The organism is Serratia marcescens (assembly GCF_029846115.1).
In the GTDB taxonomy this organism is placed as follows: domain Bacteria; phylum Pseudomonadota; class Gammaproteobacteria; order Enterobacterales; family Enterobacteriaceae; genus Serratia; species Serratia marcescens_L.
This window is the reverse complement of record NZ_JARVZZ010000001.1, coordinates 1699733-1715851: the sequence shown is the minus strand read 5'-3', so window position 1 is coordinate 1715851 and position 16119 is coordinate 1699733. Positions and strand designations below refer to the sequence as shown.

The 16119-nt window shown below is 58.0% G+C and carries 13 protein-coding genes; 1 reads left to right on the top strand and 12 read right to left on the bottom strand.

Going from position 1 to position 16119, the window contains the following annotated elements:
* From mraY to mraZ, 7 genes are read right to left on the bottom strand one after another with little or no spacing between them, the layout of a single operon-like run.
* A complete protein-coding gene (gene mraY / locus QDT79_RS07885) occupies positions 1–1083 on the bottom strand; it encodes a phospho-N-acetylmuramoyl-pentapeptide-transferase (RefSeq protein WP_004932782.1) in 1083 nt (360 codons plus the stop codon).
* A complete protein-coding gene (gene murF, locus QDT79_RS07880; RefSeq protein ID WP_063991410.1) occupies positions 1077–2438 on the bottom strand; it encodes a UDP-N-acetylmuramoyl-tripeptide--D-alanyl-D-alanine ligase in 1362 nt (453 codons plus the stop codon). The genes mraY and murF overlap by 7 nt, the downstream gene beginning before the upstream one ends.
* The gene (gene murE / locus QDT79_RS07875) at positions 2435–3922 is read right to left on the bottom strand and encodes a UDP-N-acetylmuramoyl-L-alanyl-D-glutamate--2,6-diaminopimelate ligase (RefSeq protein WP_063991411.1); all 1488 of its coding nucleotides are present in this window, start codon (positions 3920–3922) and stop codon (positions 2435–2437) included. The genes murF and murE overlap by 4 nt, the downstream gene beginning before the upstream one ends.
* Positions 3909–5672, bottom strand: a complete 1764-nt coding sequence (gene ftsI / locus QDT79_RS07870) for a peptidoglycan DD-transpeptidase PBP3 (protein WP_004932790.1) — start codon at positions 5670–5672, stop codon at positions 3909–3911. Before ftsI ends, murE begins: the two co-directional genes overlap by 14 nt.
* A gap of 42 nt (positions 5673–5714) precedes the next feature.
* Positions 5715–6035, bottom strand: a complete 321-nt coding sequence (ftsL, locus tag QDT79_RS07865) for a cell division protein FtsL (protein ID WP_012005204.1) — start codon at positions 6033–6035, stop codon at positions 5715–5717.
* A complete protein-coding gene (rsmH, locus tag QDT79_RS07860; protein WP_049200285.1) occupies positions 6032–6973 on the bottom strand; it encodes a 16S rRNA (cytosine(1402)-N(4))-methyltransferase RsmH in 942 nt (313 codons plus the stop codon). Before rsmH ends, ftsL begins: the two co-directional genes overlap by 4 nt.
* Before the next feature lie 2 nt (positions 6974–6975).
* Positions 6976–7434 carry a division/cell wall cluster transcriptional repressor MraZ gene (mraZ, locus tag QDT79_RS07855; RefSeq protein WP_025159638.1) on the bottom strand — a complete coding sequence of 153 codons (459 nt, stop codon included), beginning with the start codon at positions 7432–7434 and terminating at the stop codon, positions 6976–6978.
* Between the two features lie 865 nt (positions 7435–8299).
* Here mraZ and QDT79_RS07850 point away from each other — a divergent pair.
* Positions 8300–8740 (top strand): L-alanine exporter AlaE, encoded by a 441-nt coding sequence (locus QDT79_RS07850; protein ID WP_077038650.1) that lies wholly within the window; start codon positions 8300–8302, stop codon positions 8738–8740.
* A 37-nt stretch (positions 8741–8777) separates the two neighbouring features.
* Here the strand turns inward: QDT79_RS07850 and cra are convergent, their stop codons facing one another.
* The 5 genes from cra to leuO form a co-directional block, all read right to left on the bottom strand.
* Positions 8778–9782 carry a catabolite repressor/activator gene (cra, locus tag QDT79_RS07845; protein ID WP_004932801.1) on the bottom strand — a complete coding sequence of 335 codons (1005 nt, stop codon included), beginning with the start codon at positions 9780–9782 and terminating at the stop codon, positions 8778–8780.
* Positions 9783–10000: 218 nt separating this feature from the next.
* Complete coding sequence (gene ilvN, locus QDT79_RS07840) at positions 10001–10492, bottom strand: acetolactate synthase small subunit (protein ID WP_063991413.1); 492 nt, start codon at positions 10490–10492, stop codon at positions 10001–10003.
* A gap of 2 nt (positions 10493–10494) precedes the next feature.
* Entirely contained in the window at positions 10495–12213 is a 1719-nt protein-coding gene (gene ilvI, locus QDT79_RS07835) for an acetolactate synthase 3 large subunit (protein WP_063991414.1), read from the bottom strand.
* Positions 12214–12529: 316 nt separating this feature from the next.
* Positions 12530–14338 carry an AMP-dependent synthetase/ligase gene (locus QDT79_RS07830; protein WP_197816886.1) on the bottom strand — a complete coding sequence of 603 codons (1809 nt, stop codon included), beginning with the start codon at positions 14336–14338 and terminating at the stop codon, positions 12530–12532.
* Positions 14339–14804: 466 nt separating this feature from the next.
* The gene (gene leuO / locus QDT79_RS07825) at positions 14805–15752 is read right to left on the bottom strand and encodes a transcriptional regulator LeuO (protein WP_063991416.1); all 948 of its coding nucleotides are present in this window, start codon (positions 15750–15752) and stop codon (positions 14805–14807) included.
* Positions 15753–16119: the final 367 nt, after the last annotated feature.

Here is a 16119-nt window from a genome sequence, read left to right as displayed (position 1 = left end):
TTAACGCACCTTCAGCGTTGCCAGGCCAATCAGCACCAGCATCAGCGAAATGATCCAGAAGCGCACGATAACGCGCGGTTCCGGCCAGCCTTTCAATTCATAGTGGTGGTGAATCGGCGCCATGCGGAAAATGCGTTGCCCGCGCAGCTTGAACGATCCCACCTGCAGGATCACCGACAGCGTCTCTACCACGAATACGCCGCCCATGATCACCAACAAGAACTCCTGACGCAGCAGCACCGCGATGGTGCCCAGCGCGCCGCCCAGCGCCAACGAACCGACGTCGCCCATAAACACCTGGGCCGGGTAAGTGTTGAACCACAGGAACCCGAGGCCGGCGCCGACGATGGCGGTACACACGATCACCAACTCACCGGCATGACGCAGATACGGAATATGCAGGTAGTTGGCGAAGTTCATGTTACCGGTCGCCCAGGCCACCAGCGCGAAGCCGGCCGCCACGAATACCGTCGGCATGATAGCCAGGCCGTCCAGGCCGTCGGTCAGGTTGACCGCGTTGCTGGTGCCGACGATCACGAAATAGGCCAGCAGGATATACAGCAGGCCCAGCTGCGGCATCACGTCCTTAAAGAACGGCACAACCAGCTCGGTGGCTGGCGTGTCTTTTCCGACGGCGTACATGGCGAATGCGACAATCAGCGCAATCACCGACTGCCAGAAATACTTCCAGCGGGCGATCAGCCCTTTGGTGTCTTTGCGCACCACCTTGCGGTAGTCGTCGACGAAACCGACGATGCCGTAACCCACCAGCACGAACAGCACGCACCAGACATACGGGTTGGACGGGTAGGCCCACATCAGCACCGAAATGGTGATGGAGGTCAGGATCATGATGCCGCCCATGGTCGGCGTGCCGCGCTTGCTGAAGTGCGACTCGGGGCCGTCGTTACGCACCACCTGGCCGAAGGACATTTCTTGCAGGCGCTTGATCACCCGCGGGCCCATCCACAGCGACAGGAACAGCGCGGTCAGCAGGCTGACAATGGCTCGGAACGTCAGATAAGAAAAGACGTTGAAGCCTGAGTAATACTTGACCAAATGCTCGGCCAGCCAAACTAACATGGTGCTTTCTCCTGTAACGCGCGTACTACCTGCTCCATTGCGGCACTACGTGAACCTTTGATTAACACGGTAATGACCGCATGTTCCGACAGTAATTCCGCCACGCGCGCGATCACTGCTGTCTTGTCTTGATAATGTTCGCCATTGCCGGACGCTTCGCTCAGCACGCGGCTCAAACCGCCGACGCTGATCACTTTGTCGACCCCGGCCAGACGGGCGGCTTCGCCCACCTGACGGTGGCATTCTTCCGCTTCCGCACCCAGCTCGGCCATATCGCCGACCACCATCACGCGGTAGCCCGGCATCTCTGCCAGCACCTGCGCCGCCGCGGTCATCGACCCGACGTTGGCGTTATAGCTGTCGTCCAGCAGCAGCTTGCCTTCGGCCAGTGCCACCGGGAACAGACGCCCCGGCACCGCCTGCAGCTGTTTCAGCCCCTGACGCACCGCTTCGAGGGTGGCGCCCACCGACATCGCCAACGCCGTCGCCGCCAGCGCGTTGGCCACGTTGTGGCGCCCCGGCAGCGGCAGCGCGATCTCGGCGGTGCCGAACGGGCTGTGCAGCGTGAACTGCGTGCCTGCACCGTTCACCCGCACGTCGTCCGCGAAGAAGTCCACGCCTTCGGCAGCCTGCGGCGAGAAGCGCCAGACGGTTTTGCCGCCCAACATGCTCTGCCAGTGCGGCCAGTCGTTGTTGTCGGCGTTGATGATCGCCACGCCGTCGGCCGGCAGGCCGGTAAAGATTTCACCTTTCGCCTGCGCGACGCCGGCCAGCGAGCCGAAGCCTTCCAAGTGCGCCGCCGCTAGGTTGTTCACCAAAGCGGTCTGCGGACGGGTCAATGCGGTGGTGTAAGCGATTTCGCCAATATGGTTAGCGCCCAGCTCTATCACGGCAAAATCATGCTGCGGCTCCAAACGCAACAGCGTCAGCGGCACGCCGATGTCGTTATTGAAGTTGCCGGCGGTATACAGCACTTCGCCGCATTCGCGCAGAATGGCGGCGGTCATTTCTTTCACCGATGTCTTGCCCGAGGAACCGGTCAGCGCCACCACGCGCGCCGGCACCTGCTGACGCACCCAGGCGCCAAGCTGCCCCAGCGCCAGACGGGTGTCTTGCACCACCAGCTGCGGCACGTCCACCAATAAGCGCTTACTGACCAGCAGCGCCCCGGCGCCTGCGACTATGGCATCCGCCGCGAAGTCGTGAGCGTCGAAACGCTCGCCTTTCAGCGCCACAAACAGGCAACCGGCGGTCACCTTGCGGGTGTCTGTCGTCACCTCGACAATTTGGCAATCGGCGCCAATCAGTTCAGCGCTCAATACCTCAGCCAGTGTCTGAAGAGAGACAGGGATCATGCCAGCACCCCCAGCAGTCGGGCGACCGTCGTGCGGTCGGAGTAATCCAGGCGGCGGTTGCCCACCAGCTGATAATCTTCGTGGCCTTTGCCTGCCACCAACACCACATCCTGTTCCTGCGCCTGCATGATGGCGCTGGTCACCGCTTCGGCGCGGCCGTGGATCACCAGCGCCTGCCCGGCATCCAGCAATCCGGTCAGGATGTCGTTGATAATCGCGCGCGGCTCTTCGGTACGCGGGTTGTCATCGGTGATCACCACGCGATCGGCGAATTGCTCGGCGATGCCGCCCATCAGCGGGCGCTTGCCCTTGTCGCGATCGCCGCCGCAGCCGAACACGCACCACAGCTGCCCCTGGCAGTGCAGGCGCGCGGCTTCCAGCGCTTTCTCCAGCGCATCCGGCGTGTGGGCGTAATCCACCACTACCGTCGGTTTGCCCGGCGCGTTGAACACTTCCATGCGGCCGCAGACCGGCTGCAGGCGGCTCCCGGTTTCCACCAGCGCCTCCAGCGGATAGCCCAGCGACAGCAGCGTCGCCAAGGCCAACAGCAGGTTGCTGACGTTGAACGCGCCCATCAGGCGGCTTTCGATTTCGCCGTCGCCCCAGCTGGAGCTGAAACGAACGGTGGCGCCGTTGTCGTGATAATCGACCGCCGTGGTTTTCAGCCAGCGGCCGTGGCAGCCCGGCTGCAGGTTGTCCTGCATCGTCACCGCCACCGCATCCGGCAACTTGCTCAGCCAGCGCTGACCGACGTCATCGTCGGCATTGATGATTGCCTGCCCCACGCTGTGGCCGGCGAACAGCGACCATTTGGCCGCCTCGTAATTGGCCATGTCACCGTGGTAATCAAGGTGATCGCGGCTCAGGTTGGTGAAGACCGCCGCGGCGAACGGCAGCGCCGCCACCCGGTGTTGCACCAGACCGTGGGAAGAAACTTCCATGGCGGCGAAGGTCGCGCCCTGTTCCGCCAGCTCGTTTAATACGTGTTGAACATCCACCGCAGAACCGGTGGTATTCTCGGTCGGACACACCTGGCCCAGCAGGCCGTTGCCGACGGTGCCCATCACCGCGCTGGTTTCGCCCAGCAGTTGGCTCCACTGCGCCAACAGCTGCGTGGTGGTGGTTTTGCCGTTGGTGCCGGTCACGCCGACCAGACGCAGACGCTCGCCCGGCTGGTGGTAAAAACGCCCGGCCAGCGCGGAAAGGCGCTGGTTCAGTTGGCTCAGGTAGATCACCGGCACGCCGTGCATTTCAACGATGGCGCCGTCTTCGGCCTGGCCGTCAGCTTCGGCGATCACGGCGGCGACGCCCTGCGCGATGGCCTGCGGAATATAGCGGCGTCCATCCGTTTGATGGCCGACAACGGCGACAAACAGATCCCCGGCAGCCGCCACACGGCTGTCTAATGTCATTTCCCGCAGCGCGCGCCCGGGTGCCGTCGGCACCCACGGGGCGAGTAAGTCGCGCAAATTACGATCTGCCACCTGAACCCTCTTTCTTGTTAATCACTAATTCGCTTTTGTCACCGGTAGGCAACGCGTCAGGCTCGACGTTCATGGTGCGCAATACGCCACCCATAATGGCACCGAACACCGGCGCGGAGATTGCGCCACCATAATATTTCCCGCCCTGCGGGTCGTTGATGACGACCACGAGGGCAAAACGGGGATTACTTGCCGGCGCGACGCCGGCGGTATAAGCGATGTATCGGTTGACGTACTTGCCGTCCGGGCCCACTTTTTTCGCGGTACCGGTTTTGATGGCGATACGGTATCCCTTGATGGCGGCTTTCACGCCGCCGCCACCCGGCAAGGCCACGCTTTCCATCATGTGCACCACGGTGCGCACCAGAGGTTCAGGGAAAACGCGTTCGCCGGCGACCGGAGGGTCAACCTTGGTGATCGACAATGGGCGATACACGCCCAGGCTGCCGATCGTTGCATAGACTCGCGCCAACTGTAACGGAGTTACCATCAGCCCGTAGCCGAAAGAGAAGGTGGCCCTCTCTATGTCAGACCACCGTTGTTTTTTTGGGTATATGCCACTGCTTTCTCCGACCAGCCCCAAATTGGTCGCTTTTCCCAGCCCAAAACGAGAGTAAGTATCTACTAACGCTGAGGACGGCATCGCTAACGCCAGCTTTGAAACACCGACGTTACTCGACTTCTGCAAGATCCCGGTCAATGACAGCTCCGAGTACCGCGCCACGTCTTTGATCTCGTGGCCCTGAATGCGGTACGGGATGGTGTTCAGCACGCTGTTTTCTCTCACCACGCCGTTTTGCAGCGCGGTCATCACCACCATCGGCTTCACGGTTGAACCGGGTTCAAAAATATCGGTGATGGCACGGTTACGCATGGTCTCTTTCGGCGTACCGGCCATGTTGTTCGGGTTGTAAGACGGGCTGTTGGCCATCGCCAGCACTTCGCCGGTGTTCACGTCGATCAGCACCGCGGTGCCCGACTCGGCCTTGTTGAACGCCACCGCGTTGTTCAGTTCGCGATACACCAGCGCCTGCAGGCGTTCATCGACACTCAGCACCAGGTTGTGCGCCGCCTGGCTGTCGACGGAGGAGATATCTTCGATCACCCGGCCGAAGCGGTCCTTACGCACCGTTCTCTCGCCCGGTTGCCCGGTCAGCCAGCGGTCAAAGCTCTTCTCGACGCCTTCGATGCCTTGCCCGTCGATGTTGGTCACGCCGATGATGTGCGACGTCACCTGCCCTGCCGGATAGTAACGGCGTGATTCCTGCCGCAGATAGATCCCCGGCAGCTTGAGCTTGTGGATGTAGTCGCCGATCGCCGGGTTCACCTGGCGAGCCAGATAAACGAAGCGCCCTTTCGGGTTGGCGTTGATGCGGTTGGAGAGTTGGTCCAACGGGATGTTCAGCGCATCGGAAAGCGCTTTCCAACGGCTGTCCAGGGTGATGCCGCCGCGCTCGTTCAGCTCTTTCGGATCCGCCCACACCGCATTTACCGGCACGCTGACCGCCAACGGCCGGCCGGCGCGATCGCTGATCATGCCGCGCGCGGTCGGCACTTCCTGCACGCGCAACGAACGCATGTCGCCTTCTTTTACCAGCCGATCGGGATTGATGACCTGCAGGTACGCGACGCGCAGCATCAGGCCAACCATCGCCAGCAAAATGCAGCCGCACAGCAACGCAAAACGCCAGCTGACAAAGCTGGCCTGATCTTCCTGGCGTCTCAACTTACCGGGGCGCGCTGCTTTCATGCGTTTCCTTTCTACTCCGTGTCATTATTCCGGTTAAACCATTCATTGTTTAACGATGATATTTTCCTGCGATGGATCAACGTGTTGCATCTGCAGTTTTTCTGTCGCGATACGTTCAACCCGGCTGTGATCGCCGAGGGCGTTCTCTTCTAAAATCAGGTTGCGCCACTCGATATCCAGCGCATCGCGCTCCAGAACCAGCTGTTCGCGCTCGGCGGTCAGCAGGCGGGTACGGTGCGCGGTGGTCACCACGAAAACCGCAGAGACCAGTGACGCAATCAGTAAAATCAGGGGGATCTTGGCGTTGCGCAGCAGATCGCCGCCAATCACCCCGACCAGGCCGTGACGTTCGTTGCCAATCACGCGGGCATCCTCTCAGCAATACGCAGCACCGAGCTGCGCGCACGCGGGTTGTCCGCCACTTCCGCTTCCGACGGCATCATTTTGCCCAGCGCTTTCAGCGTTCGCCCGCCCATGCTGCGCAGTTGCTCTTCGGTCAACGGAATTCCCGCCGGCACCTGAGCGCCGCGGCTGTGGTGACGCATAAAGCGTTTGACGATGCGGTCTTCCAGCGAGTGGAAGCTGATGATCGACAAACGGCCCTGTGGGGCCAGCACTTCCAGCGCGCCGTCGAGCGCACGCTCGATCTCTTCCAGCTCGCTGTTGATATAGATACGAATCGCCTGGAAGCTGCGCGTCGCCGGATGCTTGTGCTTTTCACGGAACGGGCTGGCATCGGCAATCAGATCCGCCAACTCTTTGGTGCGCGTCATCGGCTCCACGCGGTTTCTTTCCACGATGGCGCGTGCGATGCGCTTGGCGAAACGCTCTTCGCCAAAGGTTTTCAGCACCCAAGCGATGTCGTCCGCTTCGGCCTTCATCAGCCACTCTGCGGCGGACAGGCCGGTGGACGGATCCATACGCATGTCCAGCGGACCGTCGCGCATAAAGGAGAACCCGCGCTCTGCGTCGTCAAGCTGCGGCGAGGAAACGCCCAGATCGAGCAGAACGCCGTCGATCTTGCCCACCAGTTCACGTTCCCGCACGTAGTGCGACAACTCGGAGAATGGGCCGTGTACGATGGTAAAACGAGGATCTTCAATAGATTTGGCGGCTGCAATCGCCTGAGGGTCACGGTCAATCGCCAGCAAGCGCCCTTCCGGCCCCAGCTGGGACAGAATCAGACGAGAATGGCCACCGCGACCAAAAGTACCGTCGATATATATGCCGTTGCTGCGGATGTTGAGGCCGTTGACGGCTTCGTCCAGCAGGACGGTGGTGTGTTTATAGTTTTCCAACATGCTTATAGCGACAAGTCCTGTAGCCGCTCAGACAACGGTTCCTGAGTCGACTGTTCAGCGTCAATATCATCCTTGACTTGTTGATACCAGGTCTGTTCATCCCACAGTTCAAACTTGTTGAACTGACCGACCAGCATCACTTCTTTCGTGAGTCCGGCGTGCTGCCGCAGCGTATTGGCTAACAGCAAACGACCGGCACTATCCATCTGACACTCACTGGCATGCCCCAGCAGCAGGCGCTGAACGCGGCGCTCGGCGGGATTCATGCTCGACAGACGTGATAATTTTTGTTCAATAATTTCCCATTCGGGCAAAGGATAAAGCAGCAGGCAGGGCTGATGGAGGTCAATGGTACAGACCATTTGGCCTTGCGATTCCTCGTTGAGCAATTCCCGATATCGGGTAGGTACGGCGAGCCGCCCTTTGCTGTCGAGGTTGACCATCGTCGCTCCACGGAACATTCCTGAGCTACCCCTTAGTGACCGTTTTCACCACTTTACCCCACAAATTCCCACACAATGGAGTTTACGGAGGGTATGAAAACCTTGTCAAGCCAGAGCGCCAGCGCTTTGGCAATATTTCTCTGGTCATTTTGGGAGCTGACTCGCGAAAGAAACTCTGATAATTCGACGATTAAAAATTAACACCATGATAAACGGAGAGAATTTTCTAAGCGGAAAGAATCTGATTAAAAACCTGACGAACTGGCGATTAATTAACTCATTACTTCCTTCTGCAAGCCATGTCTCATTTTTCAGCTCGGCAATCTCAGGGCTGTAACCGCTGCCGCCCCGCGCCCGCCAAGGCTCGGCGCCTGACGAATCGACCGCAGAATAAGGCCATAACCCCTTGAGTTAATAACGCTCAATCGTTATTCACCGTGAAACTGCGCGCTATTTTACTTCAATTTGTACCGCCATGATGAGAGCACGGCGAAAATAAATGGCTCGGATATTACGAGCAGAAGTAATTTCGATTTAAATCAATTTGGTAAGATTATTCCCAAAATACCTGTTTACAATTATGGTTTCATTTTCTTACACCTTTATTTCCACAATTTTTGCCGGAAAAAATCCTCTTCAAACACCAAAAATCGCAACTGCATGTTTTTAATGGACTTATTTAAAAACACCGATTTTAATCTCCCCGCCCCATCCTGTGCCCCAGTTCTGCGGGACAAAAACCGAACAAATGTTAAAAATAAAAATATAAATCTAGTTAAAAAACACACGACGGATTAGTACACTATATAAAACGCAAAAAACTAGAATTAACAGCCAAAAACAATAAATCCAACAGAATATTAACAAAGAAAGGAGAGAGTGCATGCTTTCGCCCGCCGCTCACTGGCGTAGCGCCGCTGCCGATACGTTCGCACTGGTGGTGTACTGCTTTATCGCCGGTATGGCGATAGAAGTGTTGATCTCCGGCATGAGCTTCCAGCAATCCCTCTCTTCGCGCCTGCTGTCGATCCCGGTCAACATTCTGATCGCCTGGCCTTACGGCCGCTATCGCGATCTGTTTATTCGCACGGCGCGCCGCTGCCCGCGCGGCCAGTTCCTGCTGCGCAACCTTGCCGATCTGCTGGCCTACGTCAGCTTCCAGTCGCCGGTTTATGCCGCCATTCTGTGGAGCGTAGGCGCCGACGGCCCACAAATGCTGGCGGCGGTGACCAGTAATGCGCTGGTTTCCATGGCAATGGGCGTGGTGTATGGCTATTTCCTGGAATATTGCCGACGGCTGTTCCGGGTGGCGGGCTATGTCTAAACCAGGAGCTCGCCAAAGCGAGCTCCCGTAGTGCGAACTATTTGCGGCTCAGGCTGCCGCGGCGGAACAGATTGCGGCGGATACGCGTCAAACCCGGTTTGGGTTTACGCGGTTCGTCCAGACTGGCCAACACCAGCTCCAGCACGCGTTCGGCCACGTCACGATGGCGCTGCGCCACCGCGAGCACCGGGCACTCGAGAAAATCCAACAGTTCATGGTCACCGAAGGTGGCAATCGCCAGATCGGTCGGCAAACGGCCACGTTGCTTCAGCGTCACGTCCATCACGCCCTGCAACAGCGAGAACGAGGTGGTAAACAACGCCTGCGGCATCGGGTGTGTTTTCAGCCATTCGGCAAACAGCGCGCCGGCGGCTTCACGTTCATAGCTGTTGGCGTACAGGTAATCGACGTGGCGGGGATCCTCTTGCCAGGCCTGACGGAACCCCTGCTCGCGCAGGAAGCTCACCGAAAGCTCCGGCAAGGCGCCCAGATACAGCACCGATTCCGCCGGGAAGGTGCGCAGCTCCTGCGCCAAAGCAAAGGCATCTTCCTGATCGGCCCCGACGACGCTGATGAAATGCTCGCGATCCAGCGCGCGGTCCAGCGCGATGATCGGCAGCGGATCGTTGGCCCAGCGTTGATAGAAGGGATGCTCCGGCGGCAAGGCGGTGGAGACGATAATGGCATCCACCTGGCGCTGCAGCAGGTGCTCGATGCAGCGCATTTCGTTGTCCGGCTGATCTTCGGAACAGGCGATCAGCAATTGGTAGCCACGCTGGCGCGCCTGGCGTTCCAGGTAGTTGGCGATGCGGGTATAGCTGGTATTTTCCAGATCCGGGATCACCAGACCGATAGAACGGGTACGCCCGGCGCGCAGCCCCGCCGCGACGGCATTCGGGTGATAGTTATGCTCCCTGACCACGGCCATCACTTTCTCGACGGTTTTATCGCTGACACGATACTGCTTCGCCTTGCCGTTGATGACATAACTGGCCGTCGTGCGCGAAACGCCCGCGAGACGCGCGATTTCATCCAGTTTCACATGAACCCCTTAATGACGCTGAAAATAGAAGTGAAGGCTGTGCTCGGATTAACCATGACATCCCGTGCGGTTATTCAATCCAGCCTCTGCGATCTAACAGCAGAAAACACTGCCTAGCAACCGCTTTTGCCGAAAGGTGCCAGCAATCGGGCAAAAAATACCGAAAAACAAAGGGCGCAGCCACGCCGCGCCCCCGATTATTCACCACCAGAGCGCGCTCAGCGCATGATTTTGTCGCCGCGCGACACGCCAACCACGCCGGAACGGGCCACTTCCACGATCTCCGCCACTTCACGCACCGCGCTGAGGAAGGCGTCGAGCTTGTCGCTGGTGCCGGCCAGCTGTACCGTGTACAGCGTCGCCGTCACATCGACGATCTGGCCGCGGAAAATATCGGCGCAGCGCTTCACCTCTTCACGGCCGTAGCCGCTGGCCTGCAGCTTCACCAGCATGATCTCGCGCTCGACGTGGGCGCCCTGCACCAGCTCGCTGACGCGCAGCACGTCCACCAGCTTGTGCAACTGCTTCTCAATCTGCTCCAGCACTTTCTCGTCGCCGACGGTCTGGATAGTCATGCGCGACAGCGTCGGATCGTCGGTCGGCGCCACCGTCAGGCTCTCGATGTTATAACCGCGCTGGGAGAACAGCCCGATCACGCGCGACAAGGCACCGGATTCGTTTTCCAGCAAGACAGATAAAATACGGCGCATGATCAGGTCCTCTCCGTTTTGCTAAGCCACATTTCGTCCATGCTTCCGCCGCGGATCTGCATCGGGTAAACATGTTCAGTTTCATCGACGGTCACGTCGACGAACACCAGCCGCTCTTTTTCCGCCAGCGCCTGCGCCAGCTTGCTCTCCAGTTCATCCGGCGTGCGGATGGCGATGCCGACATGGCCGTAAGCCTCGGCCAGCTTGACGAAGTCCGGCAGCGAATCCATGTAGGACTGCGAGTGACGGCCGGAATAAATCATGTCCTGCCACTGTTTAACCATGCCCAGATAGCGGTTGTTGAGGTTCACTACCACCACCGGGAGGTTATATTGCAGCGCGGTGGACAGCTCCTGAATGTTCATTTGAATGCTGCCGTCGCCGGTCACGCACACCACGGTTTCCTCCGGCAGCGCCAGCTTGACGCCCAATGCCGCCGGCAAACCGAAGCCCATGGTGCCGAGGCCGCCAGAGTTGATCCAGCGGCGCGGTTTATCGAACGGATAATAGAGCGCGGCGAACATCTGGTGCTGGCCCACGTCCGAGGTGACATAGGCGTCGCCTTTGGTCAGGCGGTGCAGGGTTTCGATCACCGCTTGCGGTTTGATGGTGCCGCTGTGCTTGTCGTAACCCAGGCAGTCGCGGGCACGCCACTGCTCGATAGACTGCCACCAGTCACGCAGCGCGTCGTGATCCTGCGCTTTCTCGCCCTGAGCCAACAGCTCCAACATCTGAACCAACACCTGCCTGGCATCGCCGACGATCGGAATATCGGCGTCCACCGTTTTGGAGATCGAGGTCGGATCGATATCGATGTGCAGCACGGTGGCGTCAGGGCAGTATTTGGCCAGATTATTGGTGGTGCGATCGTCGAAACGCACGCCGACGGCGAAGATCACGTCAGCATGGTGCATGGTTTTATTGGCTTCATAGGTGCCGTGCATGCCGAGCATGCCGACGCTCTGGCGATGGGTACCGGGAAAAGCGCCCAATCCCATCAGGCTGCTGGTCACCGGCAGGTTCAGCTGTTCCGCCAACGCCAACAGTTCGGCTTCGCAACCGGCGCTGATCGCGCCGCCGCCGACGTACATCACCGGCTTTTTGGCCGCCAGAATGGTTTGCAACGCGCGTTTGATCTGCCCGCGGTGGCCCTGCACCGTCGGGTTATAAGAACGCATGCTCACGTCCTGCGGGTAGGCATAAGGCATCCGCACCGCCGGGCCGACGATATCTTTCGGCAGATCGATCACCACCGGGCCGGGGCGGCCGCTGGAAGCCAGGTAGAACGCCTTCTTCAGCACCGCCGGGATGTCTTCGGTACGTTTTACCAGGAAGCTGTGCTTCACCACCGGGCGCGAAATCCCCACCATATCGCACTCCTGGAAGGCGTCGTAGCCGATCAGCGAGCTGGGCACCTGCCCCGACAGCACCACCATCGGGATCGAGTCCATGTAGGCAGTGGCGATGCCGGTAATGGCGTTGGTGGCGCCGGGGCCGGAGGTCACCAGCACCACGCCCACTTCACCGGTGGCGCGTGCGTAGCCGTCGGCCATGTGCACCGCGCCCTGCTCATGGCGCACCAGAATATGATCGATCCCTCCAACCGTATGCAGGGCGTCGTAGATATCGAGCACCGCCCCGCCGGGGTAGCCGAATACATGCTTAACGCCCTGATCGATCAACGATCGGACGACCATCTCGGCTCCTGACAACATCTCCATGGGTTTGCCTCCAGGCTTGCTTATTCTTGTCTGGCGCCGGAACGTAGCGCCTGCTGCGGGGCAATGCCCCAAAGTTTTTATGGGTTGTCGCTATCGAATTAACATAACGTCAGAATATGGGGCAGGCAAACGGCAAAATGGCTTAACGGTAGCGGGGTTATTGCCAAGCGGCTGGCGATCGCGGCTTTATAAAAACAATGCGCTAGCCTCAGGGTTGTCAGGCTAGGCATTGTTTCGAACAGGGGGGAAATTACAGAACTAAATCAGGTGAAGGATATGCCGCTTTTTTCACCGGATGCATGGCCCGGCGGCGGCGTCAGGCCTGTTCCTGGTACATCGAGTCGATTTCGCGCTGATAGCGCTGCAGGATCACCTTGCGGCGCAGCTTGAGCGTTGGCGTCAACTCCCCCAGCTCCATCGAAAAGGCCGCCGGCAGCAGCGTGAACTTCTTCACCTGTTCGAAGCGAGCCAGCTCCTTTTGCATCTCGCGCAGGCGCTTTTCGAACATCTCGAGGATCTCGCCGTTGCGCAGCAGTTCCAGGCGATCCTGGTATTTCAGGTTCACTGACTTCGCATACTCTTCCAGCGACTCAAAGCACGGCACGATCAGCGCGGAAACGAATTTACGCGCATCGGCGATGATCGCCACCTGCTCGATAAAGCGATCCTGCGCCAGCGTGCCTTCCAGCATTTGTGGCGCGATATACTTGCCGCCGGAGGTTTTCATCAAATCCTTCAGGCGTTCGGTGATGAACAGGTTGCCCTCTTCATCGATCGCCCCGGCGTCGCCGGTTTTCAGCCAGCCGTCCTCGGTAAAGGTCGCGGCGGTTTCCAACGGTTTGTTGAAATAGCCGCGCATCACGATCGGCCCGCGCACCTGGATTTCATTTTCCTCGCCAATGCGCACCTCGACCTCCGGCAGCGGTTTGCCGATGGAGCCGAAGCGGAAATGCCCCTCTTCCCAGCAGGAGACGGTCGCACAGGTTTCGGTCATGCCGTAACCGTACTTGATGTTGACGCCCATCGCCTGGAAAAACAGGATCACATTGTCGTCCAGCTTGGCGCCCGCCGCCGGCAGAAAGCGCACCCGGCCGCCGAGGATACCGCGCAGCTTGCTCAACACCAGCTTATCGGCCCAGCGGTGGGTGAAGTCGAACACTTTGCCCAACGGTTTGCCGGCGCGCTCCTGCAGGAATTTGCGCTCGCCGCAGACGATCGCCCAGTGGAACAACGCACGGCGCAGCCAAGGCGCGCGCGCCACTTTTTCGTGCACCGCGCTGAAAATCTTCTCGTAGAAACGCGGCACCGCACACATCAGCGTCGGGCGGACCTGCCCCATCGCTTCCCGCACCCAGTCGGTGTTCGGCAGGAAAACGTTCTGCGCGCCGGAATGCATCACAAAGAAGCTCCAGGCACGTTCGAACACGTGCGACAGCGGCAGGAAGCTGAGCGACACATCCTCTTCGCCGACCGTCAGTCTTTCATCATGCAGGTAGAGCTGCGCCGCCAGGTTGCGGTAGTCCAGCATCACCCCTTTCGGCTCGCCGGTAGTACCCGAGGTATAGATCAGGGTGAAGAGATCCTGCAGGTCGCACTCTTCAATACGCTGCAGACGTTGAGCGGCAAAAGCCGCCGGATCGGCAGCGCGTTCGAAGGCGCTCAGATGCTGTGCGATCTCGCAGCCGCGCAGATCGGCATCCTCGTCGAAGACGACAATATGGCGCAGCTGTGGGCAGACGCCGCGCAGCGCGATGGCGGCGTCAAGCTGCGCCTGCTCGCCGACGAACAGTATACGGATGTCGGCGTCGTTGGTGACGAACGCCGCCTGCGCCGGCGTATTGGTGGAATAGAGCGGTACGCTGATGCCGCGCAGGTGAAGGATAGCGAGATCGGTCAACGCCCAGGCCATCGTGTTATTGGCGAAAATACCGATGCGTTCTTGCACTTCGACGCCCAACCCCAGCAGTCCGGCAGCAATGCGATCGATGCGGGTGGCGGCCTCTCCCCAGGTCAGTTGCAACTCGCCGTTGGGCGACCATTGGCGAAAAGCTGTGCGATCGGCTCGGTGGATGATTTGATGCTGTATACGATGGATCAAATGGTATTGCAGCAGATTAGTGATCATAGTGCTCTAAGCCTGGAATGAATCAAACAGTTAAGCCTGAACGACGCCTTACGGCTCTCATCTCAGCTTACACGTGTTTACTTTTTTCTGCGCAGTCTACCTACTCTCAGGCAGAGGGAAAAGCAATTTCAGCGTAGAAGTGTGAGCCAAAACTCAGTCCGACTTCCGCACTTTCATCGGTTGGACAAAACGGGGAGGAAAAGGTTTGCTGATGGCAGTAAAACGCGGCCCGTTCGGGCCGCCGCATCGAGTTAGTTTAAAATACCAGTCGAAAAGTAAAAATCAGAATATTAATTTATATTAATTATTTTTGCTGAACGAACAAACTCACTCTGAAAATAAGTTATTTTATCACCGTAAAACCAAGAAACATCTTAATAAAAACACAGATAGTTCTTAGTTTTTATCATGAGAAAAAAACGCTCAGTTGAATATTATCTTTATGTGGCTTCCATTTTTTATCGCTTTACTTTGGGTTGCCTGCCTCAATCAGGACGGATTTCATCCACTGATGGCCTTTATCCCGCTCGGAGGATTCATGCCAAGAGAGATAGCAGGTGGCTTTATTATCATTGCCACATAAAGGAACCGCCTTTATTTTCAATGCCTCCGTCTGCTGTCGCACCAACCAGGCGGGCGCAATCGCCACCATTTCCGTTTGCGACACCATATTCAACACGCTGTAGAGATCCGTGCACTGTTGCGTCACGGCGCGCAGCATCGGCTCCTCTAAATAAAAAGGTTTACTGAACGATCCAAAACTTTCCAGGGAAACCACGGCGTGCTGCTCGGCCAGCATGTGCTCCGGCGTCGCCTCCTCGCCCATTCTCGGGTGCGCCTGCGCAACCGCCAGCACTAATTCGTCGTCGAACATCGCCAGGCTGCGAAACTCCGCTGATTCGAAACGGCTGTAGCCGATGACAAACTCGACGTCCTGATAACGCAATTGATGTTCGATATTATTGTTAATGTATGACTTTATTTGCAGATTAAGCTGCGGTGCGATCTGTTTGACGTGATTGATTATCCCAGCGCCCAGGCGCAAGTCGAGCGGGCTGCACAGCGAAAGAGAGAACGCTCGCGTGCTGGTCAGCGGCTCGAACTCGGCACCCGGCAACTCATTCTGCACCAGCTGCAGCGCTTGCCGCACCGGACCAAACAGCTGCCTGGCCCGCATGGTGGGCTGGATCCCGCGCCCGCAGCGCACGAACAGTTCGTCGTTGAACATCACCTTCAGGCGCGCTACCGCGTTGCTCACTGCCGGCTGCGACATCCCTAACGAATTAGCGGCTCGCGTAATATTTTGCATTTGCATCACGGCGTCAAACACCGTCAGCAAATTAAGATCGACGCTGCGCAAATGAATGTCCGCCGGCTCTTTGACCATGGCGATTTCTGAATCATATTCAGCCATATTTCACTCCACTAAATCCTGTGTAGATAATCTAATCCTTATGCTCGACAAACAATGAAACGCCGCATTGTCTTATCTTTGCACGACAAATCCTGCCATTACCGTCATCAACCGATAAAAAACCTCGTGTTATCGACACGATATAAGTCGTATATGGAATACATGTCAGCAGCTTCCCCCGTCAACGAGAAGAATGCCACCTGGGTAGTACTAATAATTAGGTATCAAAAATGATTAATACAATTAAACAACGTAGCCGCACTGTATGAGACAAACTATAAAAACACATCATAAGCAATCAAACCATCTAAAAACACCGCTCACTTTGTGTAAAAACGCATTATTTTGTTATATTATGACTAAAACA